Here is a 19,103-nt window from a genome sequence, read left to right as displayed (position 1 = left end):
TCAAGTCCGGGATAAAACAAGAGGGAACATTCTCTCGCATTATGTGCGAGAGAATGTTCCCTCCGACCTCGATGTTCTACTTGTCTTCCTCCGGGAGCGGCGTCCCGGTGGCCGTTTCGTCGGTGGGCACGTCGGCCTTCCCGTCGAGTTCAGCATCTGAGACACCGTCCAGGGACGGCGCTCCCGCCGGGACCAGCTGCGGCTCCGGCTTGCGCTTGACGGCGGTCAGCAGCAGCTGCGCGACGTCGACGACCTCGACCTTCTCGCTCGCCTGTCCGTCGCTCTGGCGGGCGGTGACACCGTCGGTGAGCATGACGCGGCAGAACGGGCAGCCGGTCGCGATCTTCGACGGCGCGGTGCCGAGCGCCTCGTCCACGCGTTCGACGTTGATCCGCTTGCCGATCTTCTCTTCCATCCACATCCGCGCGCCGCCGGCGCCACAGCACATCGACCGGTCGCCGTGCCGCGGCATTTCGCGCAGCTGTGCGCCCGAAGCGCCGACGAGCTCACGCGGAGCGTCATAGACCTTGTTGTGGCGGCCCAGGTAGCACGGGTCGTGGTAGGTGACGTCCTCGGCGACCGGGGCCACCGGGGTCAGGTGCTTCTCCCGCACCAGGCGGTTGAGCAGCTGCGTGTGGTGCACGACGTCGAACTGGCCGCCCAGTTCCGGGTACTCGTTCGCGAGGGTGTTGAAGCAGTGGGCACAGGTGACGACCACCTTGCGCGCCTTGCGTTCGCGGCCCTCGAACACCGAGTTCAGGATCTCGACGTTCTGCTGCGCCAGCATCTGGAACAGGAACTCGTTGCCCGCGCGGCGGGCCGGGTCACCGGTGCAGGACTCCTCCGAGCCGAGCACGGTGTACTTGACGCCCGCGATGTGCAGCAGCTCCGCGACGGCCCGCGTGGTCTTCTTCGCGCGGTCTTCGAACGCGCCCGCGCAACCGACCCAGAAGAGGTACTCGGTGTCGCCGAGGTCGCCGTCGAACACCGGCACCTCGAAGTCCAGGTCCTCGGTCCAGGCGAGCCGGTCCTTGGCGTTCTGGCCCCACGGGTTGCCCTTGTTCTCCAGGTTCTTGAACATCCCGTTGAGCTCGCTGGGGAACGCGGACTCGATCATCACCTGGTAGCGGCGCATGTCGACGATGTGGTCGACGTGCTCGATGTCCACCGGGCACTGCTCGACGCACGCGCCGCAAGAGGTGCAGGACCACAGCACCTCGGGGTCGATGACGCCGCCGTCGTCGCCGATGAGCGCCTTCTGGGACTCGGCGATCGCGAGGACGTCGATGCCCGCGTACATGTTGTCCCCGGAGAGGCCGACCTCGTCGCCGGCCATGTCGCGCTTACCGCCCGCGAGCAGGTACGGCGCCTTCGCGTAGGCGTGGTCGCGAAGCTGCGTGATGAGCAGCTTCGGCGAAAGCGGCTTGCCGGTGTTCCACGCGGGGCACTGCGACTGGCAGCGGCCGCATTCGGTGCAGGTGGAGAAGTCCAGCCAGCCCTTCCAGCTGAAGTCCTCGATCTTGCCGACGCCGAAGGTGTCCTCGTCCGGGTCCGCCTCTTCGAGGTCGAGCACTTTGCCGTTGCTCATCATCGGCTTGAGTGCGCCCAACGCGACTCCGCCGTCGGCCTCGCGCTTGAAGTAGATGTTGAAGAAGGCGCTGAAGCGGTGCCACGCGATGCCCATGGTCATCGTGCGCGCGATGACGAACAGCCAGATCGTGGCGCTCATCAGCTTGACGAACGCGAACACCGACACCAGGTTCGGGCTGGCGGGCAGCAGCTCACCGATCGGGTGCGAGACGAACGCGGCCCAGACCGGGGTCTCGTGGACGTTCAGCGCCGACTTCGCGGCGCGGACACCGATGATGCCGATGCCCTCGATGAGCACGACGGCTTCGATGAAGTACGCCCACTTGAAGTTGGAACCCTGGAAGCGGGACTGCCGGTCCGCGCGGCGGGGGTGGTTCTTCTGCCGGATCCAGATCAGCACCAGGATGCCCACGATGGTGCCGACCCCGAGCAGCTCCATGAGTAGCTGGAACAGCGACCAGTCGTCGAGGATCGGCCAGCCCCACGTCGGGACGAAGACCTCGCCGTACGCCTCGAACAGGGCGAGCGACCCGAGCAGGAAGCCCCACATGACCAGCCAGTGCGCCGGGCCGACGCTCTTGACCTTGTTCATCCGGGTGTGCGCGGCGAATTCCTTGATCAGGGTCTTCATGCGCGGGATGAACGGGCCGTTGCGGGTCGAGTCCGGCTGACCGAGGCGGATCACCCGCACGAAGCGGGCGATGGTCGCGAAGAACATTCCCCAGGCGACGACGCCGAGCAGGACCGCGATCCCGCCGAGCGTCAGCTGTACAGCGCCCATCGTCGGGTGCCTTTCGTCCGAGTGAAGCTGTGTGGTGGTTCGGGCAGACTAATGCTTCTTACTGATGGGTAACCCACTGACCGCGCCCAAGTCCCACCGATGTGGTGTACACCTCTCTTTGTTTTAAGACGATCGTCCAGGTAGTTTTTGTGACATGGGTGCGTACCTTCTCCTCGCTTTCGCCATCGCCGCTGAGGTAACCGCCACGGTCTCGTTGAAACTTTCCGAGGGCTTCTCCAAGGTGGGACCGTCCATCGTCGTGGTGGTCGGATACGCCTTCGCGTTCGTCGCGCTCGCGTACGTTCTGAAGGCCGGCGTGCCGGTGAGCGTCGCCTACGCGATCTGGGCCGCGGCAGGCGTCGCGCTGGTGGCGGCCGTCGGCATGGTGTTCTTCAAGGAGCCGGTCAACCTCTCCGTCATCGCCGGGCTGGTACTGGTGGTCGGCGGGGTCGTGTTGATCGAGGCAGGGAGCGCGCACTAAGTGAAGATCCAGGTCGACGGCCGGAAGGCCAGGGGCGAGAAGCGGCGCGACGAGATCATCGCGGCCGCGCTGCGGGTGATCGAACGGGACGGCGTCGCCGGTGTCACCCATCGGACGGTCGCCACCGAGGCGGGCGTGCCGACGGCTTCGACGACGTATCACTTCTCCAGCCTCGACGACCTGCTGATCGCGACCCTCATCTCGTGCGCCCGGGACATGGCGACCGAGGTCTACTGGATGATCGACCGCGCCCGGTCGCGCGGCAGCCGCGGCGCGGAAGAGGTCGCCGGGCTGCTCGCGGAGGCGCTGGGCCCGCGGCGCGGGCGGACGATGGCGGAGTACGAGCTGTACCTGCTGGCCGCGCGCAAACCCGAGCTGCGGCCCGCCGCGCGGCGCTGGCTGGACGTGCTGACCTCGATGGTCCGGCACGACGACGAGGTCGCGTTCCGGGTGTTCCTGGCCGGCATCGACGGCCTGCTGATCCAGGGCCTCATCGACGACGAGCCGCCGTCCGCCGAAGAGCTGCGGCCGGTGGTGGACTACCTGCTGAAACCTCGTTGACCTGCTGGGTAACGTGCGGATCATGAGGACTGTCGGCGCATACGAACTGGATGACGACCCGGCACGGGTGGACCTCGACGTGGTGTGGAAGTGCCTGTCCGCCGACGTCTACTGGGGCAAGTGGCGTGACCGCGAACTGGTCGAGAAGGTCTTCAGGAACGCCTGGCGCGTCGTGGGCGCGTACGAGACTTCCAGCGGACGTCTCGTCGGCTTCGCGCGGGCGTTCTCGGACACCATCGGCAGCGCGTACCTCGCGGACGTCTTCGTCGTCGACGAGGCGCGCGGCGCGGGGCTCGGCGAGGAGCTGGTGCGGGAGATGATCGACAACGGGCCGGGTGCGGAGTTCCGGTGGATGCTGCACACCGCGGACGCGCACGGGCTGTACCGGCGGTTCGGCTTCGGAGATCCGCCGGAGGGGCAGTACATGGAGCGGGCTCGGGCGAACGGGCAGGCCTAGGGAGGTCGTGAGTGGTGAGGACGGTTAGAACGGACCGGTATTTACCTACCCACGCCTTGCTGGGCGAGAGTGGCGGTTCCGCGGCTGGCAGGGCACGACGATGAAGGATTTGGGACGTTGAACGTCCCAAATCCTTCATCGTCGCCCGCGACGCCCGGTCCTGGACCTTGATCAACGGAGGATCCGGGACACTCAACGCCCCGGATCCTCCGTTGATCAAGGTCGCGCCAGGCGCGACCACACCGGCTTCACTCGACCGCCAATCACACCAGTGGGTAGGTAAATACGAGTCCGTTAGAACCGTCCTCACCACTCACGACCCCCAAGCTCCTGCTGAGGATCTCGGGTTCGCCGGTCTCAGCGAAGCCGTGGCGGTAGTAAAGGTCCCTTGCTCTCGCGTTGTGGTCGTAGACCCGGAGCCGTACGGTTTCGGCGCCCACGGAACGGGCCCAGTCCACGACCGCGCCGACCAGCGCGTCCCCGACGCCGCGGCCGCGGCCGGCAGGGGCGACCCAGAGCGACAGGAGTTCGACAGCGCCGTCCTGGGGAGCCGTGGCGGAGACCATGCCCGCCGGGGTCGCGAGGACGTTGAAGGGGACATCGGTGAGTCTCGCGCGCCAACGCTCTTCCGGTGCGTTCTCCCAGTGGGCGGGCGTCGCGCCGAACACCCCGGGGTCGTGACGCAGCGCCGCCAGGCGCAGGTCGCGCCAGTCGGTCCAGTCGGTCCAGTCGTCGGGCGTGAGGGTGCGAAGGGTGACCGGCCGCCGGATGTCATGAGGGGTCCCCATGGGACGAATTCTGTCCGATGGGGACCCCTCATGACACGCGAGCGAAGAGAACCCTCAGCCCTTGTTCTCGTACAGGGCCGTCAGGGTCGCCCGGCCGATGGCGTGGCTGAAGAGGTTGAAGCCCAGCAGCGCCGGGGTGGCGTCCTCGCCGACGTCCAGCTTTTCGACGTCGACAGCGTGCACCGCGAAGATGTACCGGTGCGGCCCGTGCCCGGGCGGCGGGGCGGCGCCGAGGAACTGCTTCACGCCACCGTCCCCCTTCAGGGTGACAGCGCCCTTCGGCAGACCGGAGCCCGCTTCGTCGCCCGCGTTCGCGGCCAGCGCGGTCACCGACACGGGGATGTCGAACACCGCCCAGTGCCAGAACCCGCTCGCCGTCGGGGCGTCGGGGTCGTAGCAGGTCACGGCGAAACTCTTGGTCCCCTCGGGAAAGCCCTCCCAGGACAGCTGCGGGGAGCGGTCTTCGCCGCCCGCGCCGAAGATCCCGGAAAGCTGGGGTGTCGGCAGGAAGCCGCCTTCTTCGATGTCGATGCTGCTCAAGGTGAAGGCAGGCAGATCGGGCAGGAAGTCGTACGGATCGGGTGCCTGCGGCATGCGTCCTCCTGGTCGTGGATCAGATGACGAAGCCAGGTTATGACCCCGAGGACCCTGGCGCGGGTTCAGGGACGAATCCGGGGGTTACCCCTATGTCCAACCCGCCGCGCTGCCCTTAGCGTCGAGGTACACGAAAACCTGCTCTGGAGGGACTCAAGACCATGGCGCGCCCACTCCTCGCCTTCGGAGGCATCGCGTTGATCGGCGTCGGTGTGCTCACCGGTCTCGGCTGGTGGTGGCCGTCCGACGCGGAGGCGACCAGCGAGCTCACCCAGCAGATCAAGAGCGTCCGCGTCGACAACGACTCGGGTGCCCTCAAGGTCCGCACGGGCAACGGACCGGTGAAGGTCCATCAGTCGTTCGAGTATCGCTGGAACAAGCCGGGTGACGCCTTCCGCGTCGAAGGGGACACCCTGGTCCTCGCCGGTTGCGGCACCAGCTGCGAGGTCGGCTACGACGTCACCGTCCCGGCGGGGATTCCGGTGACGGGCAAGGTCGACTCCGGCGCTGTGCAGATCGCGGGAGTGTCCACTGTGGACATCACGGTCAACTCCGGCCGGGTCGAGGTGAGCGACGTGCCGGGCACGGTGAAGGTCAAGGCCGACTCCGGCCGCGTCGAACTGAAGAACATCGGCCAGGACGTCGACGTCCACGCGGATTCCGGCGCCATCAAGGGGGAACGGCTCGGCGGCAACGTCCAGGCGCGGGCCGACAGCGGCCGCATCGACCTCGAACTGGTCAAGGCCGCGAACATCACGGCGAAGGCCGACAGCGGTTCGATCTCGGTCACGGTGCCTTCCGGGGACTACAACGTCACCGGCACCACCGACAGCGGCCGTCGCGACATCGACGTCAACCAGTCCGGTTCGGCGCAGTACAAGCTCGATCTCAACACCGACAGCGGAAGCGTCAAGGTCAACGCGGCCTGACGGACTTTATCGGGGGAACACTTTCTCATGGGCACCATCGAAAAGCGCGTCCTCGGCGCGCTCGCTCTCGGCGCGCTGACGGCCTTCGGCATCGTCGGCTGCACGACCGAAAGCCGCCAGACGCTGAGCGACGGCGCACCCGTCACCGAACAGATCACCGCGATCCGGGTGGACGTCCCGGTCGGCGGGGTCACGCTCCGGGTCGAGGACGGCGCACCGGTCTCGCTGCGCCGCGAAGTGACTTACACCGGGCGGAATCCCGGCAAGACGCACAGCGTCGAGAACGGCACGCTGGTCCTCGGCGGCTGCAGCCAGTGCGGCGTGGACTACGAGGTCGTCGTCCCGCGTGAACTGGCCGTCACCGGCGGCATCGGCACCGGCAAGATCTCCCTCGCCCGCGTGGCCTCGGTCGACCTGCGCGGCGACGTCGGGGACCTGAAGATCGGGAGTTCGTCGGGCCCGGTGCGACTGACCACCGGCACCGGGGACATCGAGGTGGGGCTCGCGAAGCCCGGCGCCGTCACCGCGAACGCCAGTGTCGGCAAGGTGATCGTCTCCGTTCCCGATGGCGCGTATCGCATCGAGGCCCGTTCGGAGGTCGGCGGGGTCGAGACAGCCGGTGTGCGCCAGGATCAGGCTTCGGCGAACGTCCTCGACCTCAAGTCCGGCACCGGCTCTGTCACGGTGAAGCCCGTATGAAGACCCTCGCGGTGGTCACCGCGCTGACTTTGCTGCCGCTTTCCGCGCTGCCCGCGTCGGCCGCGCCGCGGCTCGACTGGAAGCCCTGCGCGACCGAGTACGCGCCGACGCTGGAATGCGCGAACCTCCAGGTGAGCGGCACCGTCTCGATCGCGCTGGCGAAACTGCCCGCGACCGATCCCGCGCGCCGCGTCGGCTCGCTGCTGACGAACCCGGGCGGGCCCGGCGGCGCCGGGGTCACCGTGCTCAAGTACGGCGGCCGCGGCTTCGCGCTGGACAAACCGGAAATGGCCGAGGTGCGGCAGCGGTTCGACGTCATCGGGTTCGACCCGCGTGGCGTCGGCGACAGCAGGCCCGCGATCACCTGCGGGCCGGATCTGCACGATCCCGCCATCAGCCGCTTCCCGAAGAGCCGCCCCGACTACGACAAGCTCATCGCGCACAACCGTTCCTCGGGCGCCGAGTGTCTCAAGAGGACAGGACCCGAGTTGTCCTCTGTGGACACTTGGCATGCCGCGGACGACGTCGAAGCGATCCGGGTCGCGTTGGGCGAGCCGAAGGTGAACTGGCTCGGCGTCTCTTACGGCTCCGAACTCGGTGCCGTGTACGCGGAGAAATACCCGAAGCGCGTCCGCGCGATGGTGCTCGACGGCGCCGTCGACCATTCGCGGCCGACGCGGCTGGCCGTCCTCGACGAGGCCATCGCGACCGAGAGCGCGCTCAAGGACTTCGCGAAGTGGTGCACGACTTCGGCGGACTGCGTCCTTCGCGGCAAGGACGTCCTCGCCACCTACGACAAGCTGATGGCCACGCCCGGCGGCGTGCCGTCGAAACAGCTCGGCCGCACTGTGACCGCCGAGGAAATGGCGTCCGGTCTCTACGGCTCGCTGATCCTTCCCGCGTTCTGGCCCGAGATCGCGAAGGGGATCGCCGACGCGACGGCGGGGAACGCGGACGGACTGCTGCCGTACTCGCAGCTGGACCCGTCCTACGGCGCGTATCGCTCGATCGGCTGCCACGACTTCGGCTCGCCGTTCACCTCCTACGCCGACATGCGGGCGATGCAGGGTCTGGTGAAGACCCTCGCGCCGCACAGCTGGCGGTACTCGGAGTTCTGGGACATGGCGAGCGGCTGCGCGGGCTGGCCCGTGCCCTCGGCGTACCTCCCGCGACCGCAGCGGGTGAAGGGCGCGGCGCCGATCCTCGTGGTCGGCGGCGAACACGATCCGGCGACGCCGCTCGTCTGGGCGAAGGGGCTCGCGCGGAACATCGAGAACTCGGCGTTGCTGGTCGACGCCGGGTACGGGCACACGGGGCTGCTCAACTCGGCCTGCGTGCGCACCGAAGAGGTGAAGTACCTGGTGAGCGGGCTCACACCCGCTCCGGGCACGGTCTGCCGGTAGCCCGGGAACAAGACACCCGGGTCGCACGTTGAGCCGGGTACAAGGTTGAGTGCAGTCGGCTCAAGTCCGGCTTGACGGAGACCGCTTCATCCCGATAGAACTTGCGTGACACCCACTCAAGGTGGGGTCGAACGTGCAGGTCACGAACTAGCAGGAGGATCACACCATGGCGCGAGCGGTCGGCATCGACCTCGGCACGACCAACTCGGTCGTCGCTGTCCTTGAGGGCGGCGAGCCGACGGTCATCGCCAACTCGGAAGGTTCACGCACCACCCCGTCGATCGTCGCCTTCGCCAAGAACGGCGAAGTGCTGACCGGTCAGCCGGCGAAGAACCAGGCCGTGACGAACGTCGACCGGACCATCCGGTCGGTGAAGCGGCACGTCGGGACCGACTGGAAGACCGAGATCGACGGCAAGGCCTACACCTCGCAGGAGATCAGCGCCCGCGTGCTGATGAAGCTCAAGCGCGACGCCGAGGCGTACCTGGGCGAGACCATCACCGACGCGGTCATCACCGTCCCCGCCTACTTCGAGGACGCGCAGCGGCAGGCCACCAAGGAGGCCGGGCAGATCGCCGGCCTGAACGTGCTCCGCATCGTCAACGAGCCCACCGCGGCCGCGCTGGCGTACGGCCTCGACAAGGGCGAGAAGGAACAGACCATCCTGGTCTTCGACCTCGGTGGCGGTACGTTCGACGTCTCGCTGCTGGAGATCGGCGAGGGTGTCGTCGAGGTCCGCGCGACCTCCGGTGACAACCACCTCGGCGGTGACGACTGGGACGAGCGCATCGTCACCTGGCTGGTCGACAAGTTCAAGGCCTCCAACGGCATCGACCTCACCAAGGACAAGATGGCGCTCCAGCGCATCCGTGAGGCGGCCGAGAAGGCGAAGATCGAGCTGTCCAGCTCGAACTCCGCGGGCATCAACCTGCCCTACATCACCGTGGACTCGGACAAGAACCCGCTGTTCCTCGACGAGCAGCTCTCCCGCGCCGAGTTCCAGAAGATCACTTCGGACCTGCTCGAGCGCACCCGCAAGCCGTTCAACAACGTCATCCGTGACGCGGGTGTCGCCGTCGGCGACATCGACCACGTCGTGCTCGTGGGTGGTTCCACCCGCATGCCGGCCGTGTCGGACCTGGTCAAGGAGCTGACCGGCGGCCGCGAGCCGAACAAGGGCGTGAACCCGGACGAGGTCGTCGCCGTCGGCGCCGCGCTGCAGGCCGGTGTGCTCAAGGGCGAGGTCAAGGACGTCCTGCTGCTCGACGTGACCCCGCTTTCGCTGGGCATCGAGACCAAGGGCGGCGTGTTCACGAAGCTCATCGAGCGCAACACCACGATCCCGACCAAGCGTTCGGAGATCTTCTCCACCGCGGACGACAACCAGCCGTCGGTGCAGATCCAGGTGTTCCAGGGTGAGCGCGAGATCGCCGCGCACAACAAGAAGCTCGGCATGTTCGAGCTGACCGGTCTCCCGCCCGCCCCGCGTGGCGTGCCGCAGATCGAGGTCACCTTCGACATCGACGCCAACGGCATCGTGCACGTCCTCGCGAAGGACCTCGGCACGAACAAGGAGCAGTCGATGACGATCACCGGTGGCTCCGCGCTGCCGAAGGACGACATCGAGCGCATGGTCAAGGACGCCGAGGCGCACGCCGAGGAGGACAAGCAGCGCCGCGAGGAGGCGGAGACCCGCAACCAGGCGGAGACGCTGGTCTACCAGACCGAGAAGTTCGTCAAGGACAACGAGGACAAGCTGCCCGACGAGCTCAAGGGCAAGGTGAAGTCCGCGATCGACGAGGCCAACGAGGCGCTCAAGGGCACCGACTCGGCGAAGATCCGCGAGTCCATCGAGAAGCTGAACACCGCTTCGCAGGAGCTGGGCACCGCGCTCTACGCCAACGCCACCCCGGGCGCCGAAGGTGCCGCCGGTGAAGGCGCCGCCGGTGCGGCCGGCGAGGGCACCGGTTCCCAGGCCAAGGCGGACGACGTCGTCGACGCCGAGATCGTCGAAGAGGACGAGAAGGACAAGAAGTGACGGGACGCTACGACGAGACCGAGGGCCGTGGCCCGGAGGAACCGGTGGTCGTGCGGGACCGTAGGCGGATCGACCCGCTGACCGGTGAGGTCCGTCCGGCCGCCCCGGCCGAACCTCAGGACGGTCCGAAGCACGCCGCTCCGGCCGAAGAACCGGTAGTGACCGAAGCGCCGGAGCCCGCGACGCACGCGGGCCCCGGCCTCGGGGACTCCATCATGGGCGAGGCGGTGTCGGTGGCCACCGATCTGGAGAAGGAGCTGGCGGAACGCACCGCCGACCTCCAGCGTCTCCAGGCGGAGTACGCCAACTACCGCAAGCGCGTGGACCGCGACCGCGAACAGGTCGTCACCGGTGCGAAGGCGTCGGTCGTCAACGACCTGCTCCCGCTGCTCGACGACCTCGAGCGCGCGGAGCAGCACGGCGATCTGACCGGTGCCTTCAAGGCGGTCGGCGAGAAGCTGGTCGGGAGCCTGCAGCGGTCGGGGCTCGAACCGTTCGGCGCCGAGGGCGAAGCCTTCGACCCGAGCGTGCACGAAGCCGTCCAGCACAGCACCTCGCCGGACGTCGCCGGCCCGACGGTCACCACGGTCATGCGCCGCGGTTACCGCTTCGGCGAGCGCGTGCTGCGCGCGGCGCTGGTCGGGGTCACCGACCACGAGCCGGGAGCCGCTCCCGCGCCGGCGGCGCAGGACGCCCCGGTGGACCCGCCCGTCGGCGGCGAGCTGCCGCTCGAGGGCGAACTTTTCGATGAGAACAACCGCTGATCGGCGATACGGCGTGAAAGGAGGAGACGTTCGGTGAGTGCACGGGAATGGATCGGTAAGGACTTCTACCGTGAGCTGGGCGTCTCCTCCGACGCCACCGCGGACGAGATCAAGAAGGCCTATCGCAAGCTGGCCAAGGAGAACCACCCCGACGCCAACGCGGGCAACGCGGAGGCCGAGAAGAAGTTCAAGGCGGTTTCCGAGGCGTACGGCGTTCTTTCCGACGCGTCCAAGCGCAAGGAGTACGACGAGGCTCGCCGCCTCTTCGGCTCCGGCGGTCCGGGTGGCTTCGGCTTCCCGGGCGGTGGCGGCGGGAGCGGCGGCTTCGACGTCGGCGACATCTTCGGCCAGGCGGGCCAGCAGCAGGGCGGCTTCGGCGGTCTCGGCGACATCCTCGGCGGTCTCTTCGGCCGCCGCGGCGCCGCGGCCGGTGCCACGGCGAACCGGCCGCAGCGCGGCGCGGACGTGGAGACCGACGTCCGGATCGACTTCACCGAGGCGGTCAAGGGCGCGACCCTGCCGCTGCGGCTGTCGAGCCCGGCGACCTGTTCCACCTGCGGCGGGAACGGCGCGAAGCCGGGGACCTCCCCGAGGACGTGTTCGACCTGTCAGGGCAGCGGGCTGGTCAGCCGGAGCCAGGGCGCGTTCGCGTTCTCCGAGCCGTGCCGCGACTGCCGCGGCCGCGGCACGATCATCGACGACCCCTGCCCGGAATGCGCGGGCGAGGGCGTCAGCACCCGCACCCGCACGCTGACCGTGCGGATCCCGCCGGGCGTCGCCGACGACCAGCGGATCCGGCTGGCCGGTCAGGGCGAACCGGGCAAGGGCGGCGCGCAGCCGGGCGACCTGTACGTCCGCGTGCACGTCGCGCCGCACGCGGTGTTCGGGCGCCAGGGCCTCGACCTGACGATCTCCGTGCCGGTGTCCTTCGCGGAACTGGCCCTCGGCGGCACGATCACCGTGCCGACGCTGGAGGGCAAGGTCTCGCTGAAGGTGCCGCAAGGCACGGCGAGCGGCCGCGTGCTTCGCGTGCGCGGCAAGGGGATCGCGAAGCGGGACGGCTCGCAGGGCGACCTGCTGGTCACCCTGCAGGCGGCCATTCCGTCCAAATTGGACGACAAGGCCCGTGAAGCGCTGGAGGCCTACGCGGAGGCCATGTCCGATCACGACCCGCGACCGGAGATCACCGAACTTCTCGAAGGCAGGTGAGCACGATGTTCGGCGGGCTGCCGCACGGTGCGGACGAGGACACCCCGGTGTTCGTCATCTCGGTGGCGGCACAGCTGTCCGGCCTGCACGCGCAGACCCTGCGGTCCTACGACCGCCAGGGGCTCGTGTCGCCGGGCCGGACGTCCGGGGGTGGCCGCCGGTACTCCATGCGGGACATCGCGCTGCTCCGCGAAGTGCAGCGACTGTCCCAAGAGGACGGTGTCAACCTCGCGGGCATCAAGCGGATCATCGAGCTGGAAAACCAGGTCGACGCGCTCCGCGCCCGGATCGCCGAACTGACCGAGGAGCTCACGGCGGCGTACCTCACCGCCGAACAGACGGCCGCTGCCGTGCACGCCTCCTACCGCAAGGATCTCGTTCCGCTGCGGCAGCAGACCGCGCTCGTCGTCTGGAAGCCCAAAAAACGCAATTAGTCCTCTAAATGCCCTGACCGTGGTCTGGCGCCGGAAGGCGTCCTGGGCATTTAGAGGACTAAACGCGTTACTGGCCGGGGACCAGGGTCCGGATCTGCTGGACCTCGCCGGTGCGCGAGTCCATGATCCGCTGGGCCAGGGCCTTCGACCCCGGGTCCTTGCCGTCCTTCAGTTCGGTCCTCGCCAGCGCGACCCCGTTGTGCTGGTGCGCCACGAAGATGTCGGCGAAGTCGAGGGTGAACTCCGCACCATCCTTTTTGGACAGCGCTTCGAGCAGACCCTTGTCCGTGAGCCCGTCGCCACCGTGATGATGGTGCGCGTTCGGGTCCATGGAGCCCGTCTCGGGTTTGCCCCAGTTCTTCAGCCAGTTCCGCATGTCGGTGCTCTCGGTCAGCTGCGTCGCCTCGATGGCGGCCGCGAGATCCTTGAGCTCCTGCTTCTGCGCCTGCTTGGTCTTCACCAGCTTGACGATCTCCACGCCCTGGTCGTTGTGGGCGAGCATCATCTGCAGGAACATCACGTCGGCGTCGTTGTAGTCGGCGGACGCCGGCGCGGCCGATTGAGGGACCGGGGAGATCGGGGCACCGGCGTTGGGAGGTGAGCCATCACCGGCCCCGCAGCCCGCGAGGGCCACGAGACCGGCGACGAGAACGAGGGCCAGCTTCACTGCCGGGTCCAGAGCGCGGGGGTGTTCGGCGGTTCCCAGCCCTGGATGGCCGTGTGGGCCAGCTGGCAGCGGTAGGTCGCGCCGCCGTAGGTCACCGTGCTGCCGACCGTGTAGGCCGTCCCGGCCGCCCACGTGCCGCCGGTGGGCGGGTTGGTGGTGCTGCTCGGCGGGTTCGACGTCGAGGGCGGGTTGCTGGTGGTCGGCGGGTTGCTGGTGGGCGGGTTGCCGCCGCCGATCTGCAGGTCGATGCAGCTGTAGAAGGCCATCGGTGTGTCCGCGATGTTCCAGATGGCGAGGACCTTCTGCCGTCCGCTGAAGCCGTTCAGGCTGACCGTGTGGGACGTCGGGTCCTTGGGCGCGGAGTTGTTCCCGCTGATGTCGGCGATCTTGGTGCCGCCGATGTAGTACTCGTAGTTCGTGGTCCGGTGGTAGGCGGTGAACTTCCAGTTGAAGGTCACGCTGTTGCCGACCGACGCGGCGGGCCACGACTTCGACTCGTCGTTGAGCTCGGCGAATCCCGGAAGACCGCCGTTGCAGCTGCGGAGCCCCTTGGGGCCTTCGACGCTCTGCGGTTCGTAGACGATGGCGCCACAGCCGGAAACCTTGCCCTGGGCGCAGTTCGCCTGGCGGCTGGGCGGGGACAGCACGTAGCCATGGGCGCTGGCCACCTGGGGGATGGCGACGATGGCGATCGGGGCGAGGATCGCACCGGCGGCGGCTGCCACGAGCTTGCGTTTGACGGTCATGCCGGCTCCTGGGGATGGAACGACGGTGTTCCCGCGAGGGGGAGCAATGTGGTCTAGACCATAAATCCGCCGGTGACCGCGGTCAATGATTCGCAGACCTACTGCTGCGTCAGGCCCAGGTAGAACAGCCGATCGGCCTAATACGAACGAAGTATGGGCTCAGTCCAGGGTGAAGGGGTCGTATTTGATCCGGGCCAGGTCGGTCCCGGCGGCGAGCAGTTTCGCGATCGTCGCGCGGATCATCGACGGCGAACCGGCGACGAACACGTCACGCTCCTTCCAGGCGCCGCGCTGCGTGACCGCGGTGGCCAGCGTGCCGCGGTCGCCACCGGCGATGGTGCCTTCCTCGGTCACCGGGGTCACCGTCAGCCAAGGGCAGGTGACGGCCAGCACGCGGAGGTGGTCGAGCGCGTACAGGTCGTCCGGCCGGTGGCCGCCGAAGAACAGGTGCACCGGCGGGTTGTTCTTCCAGCGCGCCATCTCGTCGAGCAGGGCGAGCAGCGGCGCGACGCCGGTGCCGCCGCCGATCATCAGCAGCGGACGGCTTTCGGTGTGGTGCACCGAAAGCGCGCCGAGCGACGGACCGAGGCGCCAGACGTCGCCGAAGCGGGTGTGGTGGACGATCGTGCGGGAGACCCAGCCGCCGCGCACGGCGTGCACGTGGAACTCGATCAACCCGTTGTCGTGCGGCGCGGTGGCGGGCGAGAGGTACCGCCACATCCGGGGCCGCTGCGGGACTTCGACGCTGACGTAGCCGCCGGCCCGGTACGGGAGCGGCTGATCGGTGCGCACCTTGACGATGGCGACGTCGGGGGACACGAGCCGGTGCTCGACGACGGGCGCCTTCCACCACGCGGGCCCGATCTCCTTGCTCGCGGCGTCGCGCATGGTCTTCGAAATGACGCCGTACGCGGTGACCCAGGCCTCCTCGACTTCGGGCGTCCAGTCGTCTTTCAAGAACCTTTTCAACGTGGCGATCAGCGCGACGCCGACCGCGTCGTAATGCCGGCCGAGGACGTCGAACTTCCGGTGATCGCGGCCGAGCTGGCTGAGGAAGGTGGTGAGTTCTTCGGGCCGGTCCACCATCTGCACGACGTAGACGAGCGCGCGCAGTAAACGATTTCGTTGGGTGGCCATGTTGATCGGGAACAACGCCCTGGTATCCGGCGAAACGGAGAAAAGCGCACCGTAGAAGTACTGGGAGAGCTCGTCGGCCTTCGTTTCGACAGCGGCGAAACTCGTCCGGACGAGCTTCGCCATCTGGACGGTCTTGTCCACCGAGGGTGTCTCGATCAACGGCGGAACGGGAATCGGTGAAGATCTGGACGATCTGGGTGGATGCTCGTACTTCACTGTTTCGGCAGTCATGGGTGAACGATTTTCTCCAGTTGGATCGGGCATATTCTCCAGACCCGATGTCATCGTGCTTGTTTCCCCCGAGGGATCTCGACTGTAGGCCCGAAAGTCGCAAAAGGATCCACGAATGGTTGTTTCCCGCTCGAACGGAGCAAACGATATACGCGCCGTCAACCCCCTCTGGCACTAAGTGAAGGTGATCACGCAGGACAGGATTTCCCTTGTCCAACAGTGTTTTTCGCCAGTTCTCGGAGAAAGTGTGATCCCCCGATCGGGTGGCGTTTTCCCCGTGATTCGGGTGTCACGTAACGGTATGCGGCCGTCGACTGATCACCATTGTGGAATCGAATTCAGGCGGCTAGTCGATGGTGAAGGGGTCGTACGCGATCTGGTCGAGCGCGCTGCCCGCGACCAGCATCCGGGACACCGTCGCCCGGATCATCGCGGGCGAGCCGGCGACGAGGATGCGATGCCCCGGCCAGGATCCTTGCTGTGTAACGGCTTCCGCCAACGTGCCCTGGACGCAGCCGGGTGCTTCCTCGCCGTGCTCGACCACCGGGGTCACGGTGAGCCACGGGTTCGTGGCCGCGAGGGCGCGCAGCTCGTCGAGGTCGTAAAGGTCCTCACGCGACGGTCCGCCGTAGAACAGCTGGACCTTCGGGTTCTCGCCCCATTGCGCGAGGTCGTCCAGAATGGCGCGCAGCGGCGCGACGCCGGTGCCGCCCGCGATCATCAGCACGTCGCGGCCGTCGGTCCGGTCGACGGCGAGCCTGCCGAGCGGCGGCCCCAGCCGCCAGACGTCGCCCGGCTGCGTGTGGCTGACGATGGCGCGGGACACCCAGCCGCCGTCGACGGCGCGCACGTGGAACTCGATCCCGCCGTCCTCGCGCGGCGCGTTCGCCGGGGACAGGTAGCGCCAGAGCCTCGGCCGCTGCGGGACTTCGACGCTCATGTACTGACCCGGTTGGTACGGCACCGGGAATTCGGGCTGGACGCGGACCAGGGCGAGATCCCAGGTGAGCCGCCGGTGTTCGAGCACGGTGGCCGACCACGACGCCGGGTTGACGTCGGCCGCGGCGGCCTCCTGCATCGCGCGGGCGACGATGGTGAACGCCTCGGCCCAGGCCCGTTCGACCTCGGGTGTCCAGTCCGGACCGAGGTGGTTCTTGAGCGAGGCGAGCAGCGCGGTGCCGACGGCCTCGTAGTGCCGCGGGATGACACCGAACTTGCGGTGGTCGCGGCCCAGCTGGGTCAGGAACGGCACGAGGTCGTCCGGCCGGTCGACCATCTGCACGATGTGGACCAGCGCGCGCACCAGCCTGCCGCGCTGGACCTCCATGTTGATCGGGAAGAAGTCGCGGGTGGCGGGCGCGAGGGTGAACAGCATCCCGTAGAAGAACTGTGAGATCTCCGGGATGAACGGTTCCGACTTCGCCCAGGTGTCACGGATGAGCCGCACCATCGCGGTGACCGCGGGCGGGGCTTCGCGTGGCGCCGACGACCGGGGTACCGGGCTGACCGCGTCGGCCGTCACGGGCTGGGAGTCGCTGATCGGGAAGCGCATACCGGAAGAGAGTTTCCCAGGTTCACGGACGAGGGACCACTGGAGAAGAATTCACGGACCATTCACCTCTCCGGTCAGTGGCTGTCGGCCGGTCGGCTGGTTCCGGCCTCGTTCGCGAGACTAGCTGCCGGGAGCCCTTTTGCCCGCATCGTTGCTCCGGACGGGTGTACTCGAATCCGCGTGGCAGTGGGCGATCTCACGAGGTAAATAGTTGTCTTACGCAAGCGTCGCCGAATAAAGTTGTACTGTACAAGTAGCCGGGAGGCACGGATGAGCTCCGCAGACGACGCCAGGGTCGAACTGATGCGTGAGCTGAAGGCCGCCTCCCAACTGCAGCACGCCTGGATAATGCAGGCCTGGCAGGACGACCCCGGTCTGCATCCGGCGGCCGCGATGCTGCTTTCCGATCTGGCGAAGCACGGCGAGGCGCGTCCCTCGGAACTCGCCAAACGACGTTTCGTGGACCTTTCGGTCGTGAGCCGTCAAATCTCCCAGCTGTCCGCGGCGGGGATGGTCGACCGCCGTCCCGCCCCCGAGGACGGCCGCGCGTCGATCATCAGCATCTCCGAACGGGGCCGCGAGGAATTGGGACGGCGGCGGGCCGGTTATCTGGAGTTCATGGAGCGCGCGCTCGGTGACTGGGACGACGAAAAGGTCATCGAGTTGACCACTCGCCTGGCGGAGATGAACGCCGATGTCCGCGCGGTCCTCGGCGGCCGCACATGCCCCGTCTGAGGGGTTTTGTTGCTACCCGCCGGTCTTGACTGAACGGACCTTTCGTAGCGCTGTCACGCCGGTAGCGTCGAAGTGGTGCGGAGCCGGGTCGCGTTGCTGGTCGCGTTGGGAATCGACAACTTCGGCTCGGGACTCTTTCTCCCGCTGGGCCTCGTCTTCGTCATCCGTGTGGTGGGTCTGCCGCTCGCCCAGGCGGGGGCGGCGGTCACGCTCGGTGCGCTGGCCGGGCTGCTCGTCCCCGCGTTCGCCGGACGGCTCGTCGACCTGATCGGCCCGCGGACGGTGATGATCTGCGCCCACGTCCTGCAAGCCGCCGGAGTGGGCGCTTTCCTGCTCGCCGGTGGTTTCGCCGGCGTCGTCGGCGCGTCGGTCATGCTCGCGTCCGGGCAGCAGTTGTTCTACAGCTCGCAGTTCTCGCTCATCGCCGACGTGGCGGGCGAAGGGCCGAAGGACCGGCCGTTCGCCGAAGCCGCGATGGTCCGCTCCGCGGGCTTCGGGCTGGGCGGGCTCGCGGCGGCCGGGCTGCTGATGTGGATCGGGCGCGAGGGCCTGTACGTCGCCGTGATGATCGACGTCGCCACTTTCGTCGTCGCCGCGGCCATCCTCTCGACGCTGGTGCCGCCGGTCCGGCGGCGGCCGAGGCGGCTTACGGGGCCCGCGCGGGTCTGGCGGAACCGCCCGTACCTGGCGCTGATCGTGTTCAGCGGGCTCTTCGCGCTCACGATGGACTTCTTCCTCATCGGGATGCCGGTGTACGTCTTCAACGCCCTGCAGGGGCCCCGGTGGCTGCCCGGCGCGATCATCGCGCTGCTCACCGTCGTCACCAGTCTGGGTGGAGTCGTCGGGCTGCGGCTCACCCGGCGGCTGACCCGGATCTCCGCCATGCGCGCGGGCTCGGCGTTGTTCGCCGTGTGGTGCCTGGCGTGCCTCCTGGTGGTGTTCGTGCCGAAGGTCTTGCAGCCGATCTACCTGCTCTGCGCGACCCTCGTGCTCGCGGCGGGCGATCTCGCGTTCGGTCCGCGGTCCGGGGCGCTGGCCGAAGCCGCGGCGCCGCCGGAGGCCCGTGGCCGCTATCTGGCGGCCTTCCAATACGCGTTCACGCTCGCCGCGGTGATCGCTCCGGCCGTCGTCGGGCTGTTCTCCGTGGCAGTGTGGATCCCGTGGGTGCTCGTGGCCGCGTGTGCCTGCGCGGCCGTCGTCGGGCTCGGCCGGGTGGGCCCGCGCCTGCCCGCGGAGGCCGTCTCGCCGACGGGCGGCTGAACTTTTCAGACTTGAGCGGAACAGACTCAACTTTTCTGACGTTGTAC

General features: G+C 68.0%; 19 protein-coding genes. 12 read left to right on the top strand and 7 right to left on the bottom strand.

Annotation, left to right across the window (positions count from 1 at the left end):
• Positions 1-76: 76 nt before the first annotated feature.
• Complete coding sequence (locus CFP71_RS04280; RefSeq protein WP_093932517.1) at positions 77-2,371, bottom strand: (Fe-S)-binding protein; 2,295 nt, start codon at positions 2,369-2,371, stop codon at positions 77-79.
• Between the two features lie 154 nt (positions 2,372-2,525).
• Between CFP71_RS04280 and CFP71_RS04275 the strand changes: the two genes are divergently transcribed.
• Genes CFP71_RS04275 through CFP71_RS04265 form a run of 3 tightly spaced genes read left to right on the top strand, consistent with a single transcriptional unit; the run spans position 2,526 to position 3,870 of the window.
• Positions 2,526-2,852 carry a DMT family transporter gene (locus tag CFP71_RS04275; RefSeq protein WP_093932516.1) on the top strand — a complete coding sequence of 109 codons (327 nt, stop codon included), beginning with the start codon at positions 2,526-2,528 and terminating at the stop codon, positions 2,850-2,852.
• The gene (locus CFP71_RS04270) at positions 2,853-3,413 is read left to right on the top strand and encodes a TetR/AcrR family transcriptional regulator (protein WP_093932515.1); all 561 of its coding nucleotides are present in this window, start codon (positions 2,853-2,855) and stop codon (positions 3,411-3,413) included.
• A gap of 22 nt (positions 3,414-3,435) precedes the next feature.
• Entirely contained in the window at positions 3,436-3,870 is a 435-nt protein-coding gene (locus CFP71_RS04265) for a GNAT family N-acetyltransferase (RefSeq protein WP_093932553.1), read from the top strand.
• 263 nt (positions 3,871-4,133) lie between these two features.
• Here the strand turns inward: CFP71_RS04265 and CFP71_RS04260 are convergent, their stop codons facing one another.
• Positions 4,134-4,658: a GNAT family N-acetyltransferase gene (locus CFP71_RS04260; protein WP_093932514.1), complete on the bottom strand. Its 525-nt coding sequence runs from the start codon at positions 4,656-4,658 to the stop codon at positions 4,134-4,136.
• Between the two features lie 54 nt (positions 4,659-4,712).
• Positions 4,713-5,252, bottom strand: coding sequence for a YbhB/YbcL family Raf kinase inhibitor-like protein (locus tag CFP71_RS04255; RefSeq protein WP_093932513.1), 540 nt, complete (start codon positions 5,250-5,252; stop codon positions 4,713-4,715).
• A gap of 161 nt (positions 5,253-5,413) precedes the next feature.
• Between CFP71_RS04255 and CFP71_RS04250 the strand changes: the two genes are divergently transcribed.
• The 7 genes from CFP71_RS04250 to CFP71_RS04220 all read left to right on the top strand — a co-directional run bounded on the left by CFP71_RS04250 (position 5,414) and on the right by CFP71_RS04220 (position 12,728).
• On the top strand, positions 5,414-6,181 hold the full coding sequence (locus CFP71_RS04250; protein WP_093932512.1) for a DUF4097 family beta strand repeat-containing protein: 768 nt from the start codon (positions 5,414-5,416) through the stop codon (positions 6,179-6,181).
• A 27-nt stretch (positions 6,182-6,208) separates the two neighbouring features.
• Positions 6,209-6,880 carry a DUF4097 family beta strand repeat-containing protein gene (locus CFP71_RS04245; RefSeq protein WP_093932511.1) on the top strand — a complete coding sequence of 224 codons (672 nt, stop codon included), beginning with the start codon at positions 6,209-6,211 and terminating at the stop codon, positions 6,878-6,880.
• On the top strand, positions 6,877-8,283 hold the full coding sequence (locus CFP71_RS04240) for an alpha/beta hydrolase (RefSeq protein ID WP_093932510.1): 1,407 nt from the start codon (positions 6,877-6,879) through the stop codon (positions 8,281-8,283). The genes CFP71_RS04245 and CFP71_RS04240 overlap by 4 nt, the downstream gene beginning before the upstream one ends.
• 166 nt (positions 8,284-8,449) lie before the next feature.
• Entirely contained in the window at positions 8,450-10,321 is a 1,872-nt protein-coding gene (dnaK, locus tag CFP71_RS04235; protein ID WP_093932509.1) for a molecular chaperone DnaK, read from the top strand.
• Positions 10,318-11,085, top strand: coding sequence for a nucleotide exchange factor GrpE (gene grpE, locus CFP71_RS04230; protein ID WP_093932508.1), 768 nt, complete (start codon positions 10,318-10,320; stop codon positions 11,083-11,085). Before dnaK ends, grpE begins: the two co-directional genes overlap by 4 nt.
• A gap of 33 nt (positions 11,086-11,118) precedes the next feature.
• Positions 11,119-12,294, top strand: coding sequence for a molecular chaperone DnaJ (dnaJ, locus tag CFP71_RS04225; protein WP_093932507.1), 1,176 nt, complete (start codon positions 11,119-11,121; stop codon positions 12,292-12,294).
• Between the two features lie 5 nt (positions 12,295-12,299).
• Positions 12,300-12,728, top strand: coding sequence for a heat shock protein transcriptional repressor HspR (locus CFP71_RS04220; RefSeq protein WP_038524831.1), 429 nt, complete (start codon positions 12,300-12,302; stop codon positions 12,726-12,728).
• A gap of 67 nt (positions 12,729-12,795) precedes the next feature.
• On the opposite strand, the gene CFP71_RS04215 is transcribed toward CFP71_RS04220, so the two are convergent.
• The 4 genes from CFP71_RS04215 to CFP71_RS04200 all read right to left on the bottom strand — a co-directional run bounded on the left by CFP71_RS04215 (position 12,796) and on the right by CFP71_RS04200 (position 17,061).
• Positions 12,796-13,395, bottom strand: a complete 600-nt coding sequence (locus tag CFP71_RS04215; RefSeq protein WP_093932506.1) for a DUF305 domain-containing protein — start codon at positions 13,393-13,395, stop codon at positions 12,796-12,798.
• Positions 13,392-14,141, bottom strand: a complete 750-nt coding sequence (locus tag CFP71_RS04210; RefSeq protein WP_093932505.1) for a lytic polysaccharide monooxygenase — start codon at positions 14,139-14,141, stop codon at positions 13,392-13,394. The genes CFP71_RS04215 and CFP71_RS04210 overlap by 4 nt, the downstream gene beginning before the upstream one ends.
• 159 nt (positions 14,142-14,300) lie before the next feature.
• Positions 14,301-15,401 carry a globin domain-containing protein gene (locus CFP71_RS04205; RefSeq protein WP_167405994.1) on the bottom strand — a complete coding sequence of 367 codons (1,101 nt, stop codon included), beginning with the start codon at positions 15,399-15,401 and terminating at the stop codon, positions 14,301-14,303.
• 454 nt (positions 15,402-15,855) lie between these two features.
• Entirely contained in the window at positions 15,856-17,061 is a 1,206-nt protein-coding gene (locus CFP71_RS04200; RefSeq protein WP_208635878.1) for a globin domain-containing protein, read from the bottom strand.
• Positions 17,062-17,331: 270 nt separating this feature from the next.
• Here CFP71_RS04200 and CFP71_RS04195 point away from each other — a divergent pair, with 270 nt between their 5' ends.
• Complete coding sequence (locus tag CFP71_RS04195) at positions 17,332-17,796, top strand: MarR family winged helix-turn-helix transcriptional regulator (RefSeq protein ID WP_093932503.1); 465 nt, start codon at positions 17,332-17,334, stop codon at positions 17,794-17,796.
• Between the two features lie 75 nt (positions 17,797-17,871).
• Positions 17,872-19,056 (top strand): MFS transporter, encoded by a 1,185-nt coding sequence (locus tag CFP71_RS04190; protein ID WP_093932502.1) that lies wholly within the window; start codon positions 17,872-17,874, stop codon positions 19,054-19,056.
• The last annotated feature ends 47 nt before the right edge of the window (positions 19,057-19,103 follow it).

The sequence above is a fragment of the Amycolatopsis thailandensis genome, assembly GCF_002234405.1.
GTDB lineage: Bacteria > Actinomycetota > Actinomycetes > Mycobacteriales > Pseudonocardiaceae > Amycolatopsis > Amycolatopsis thailandensis.
Note: the sequence above shows the minus strand (reverse complement) of the source record. Positions and strands in the feature narration are given on the sequence as shown.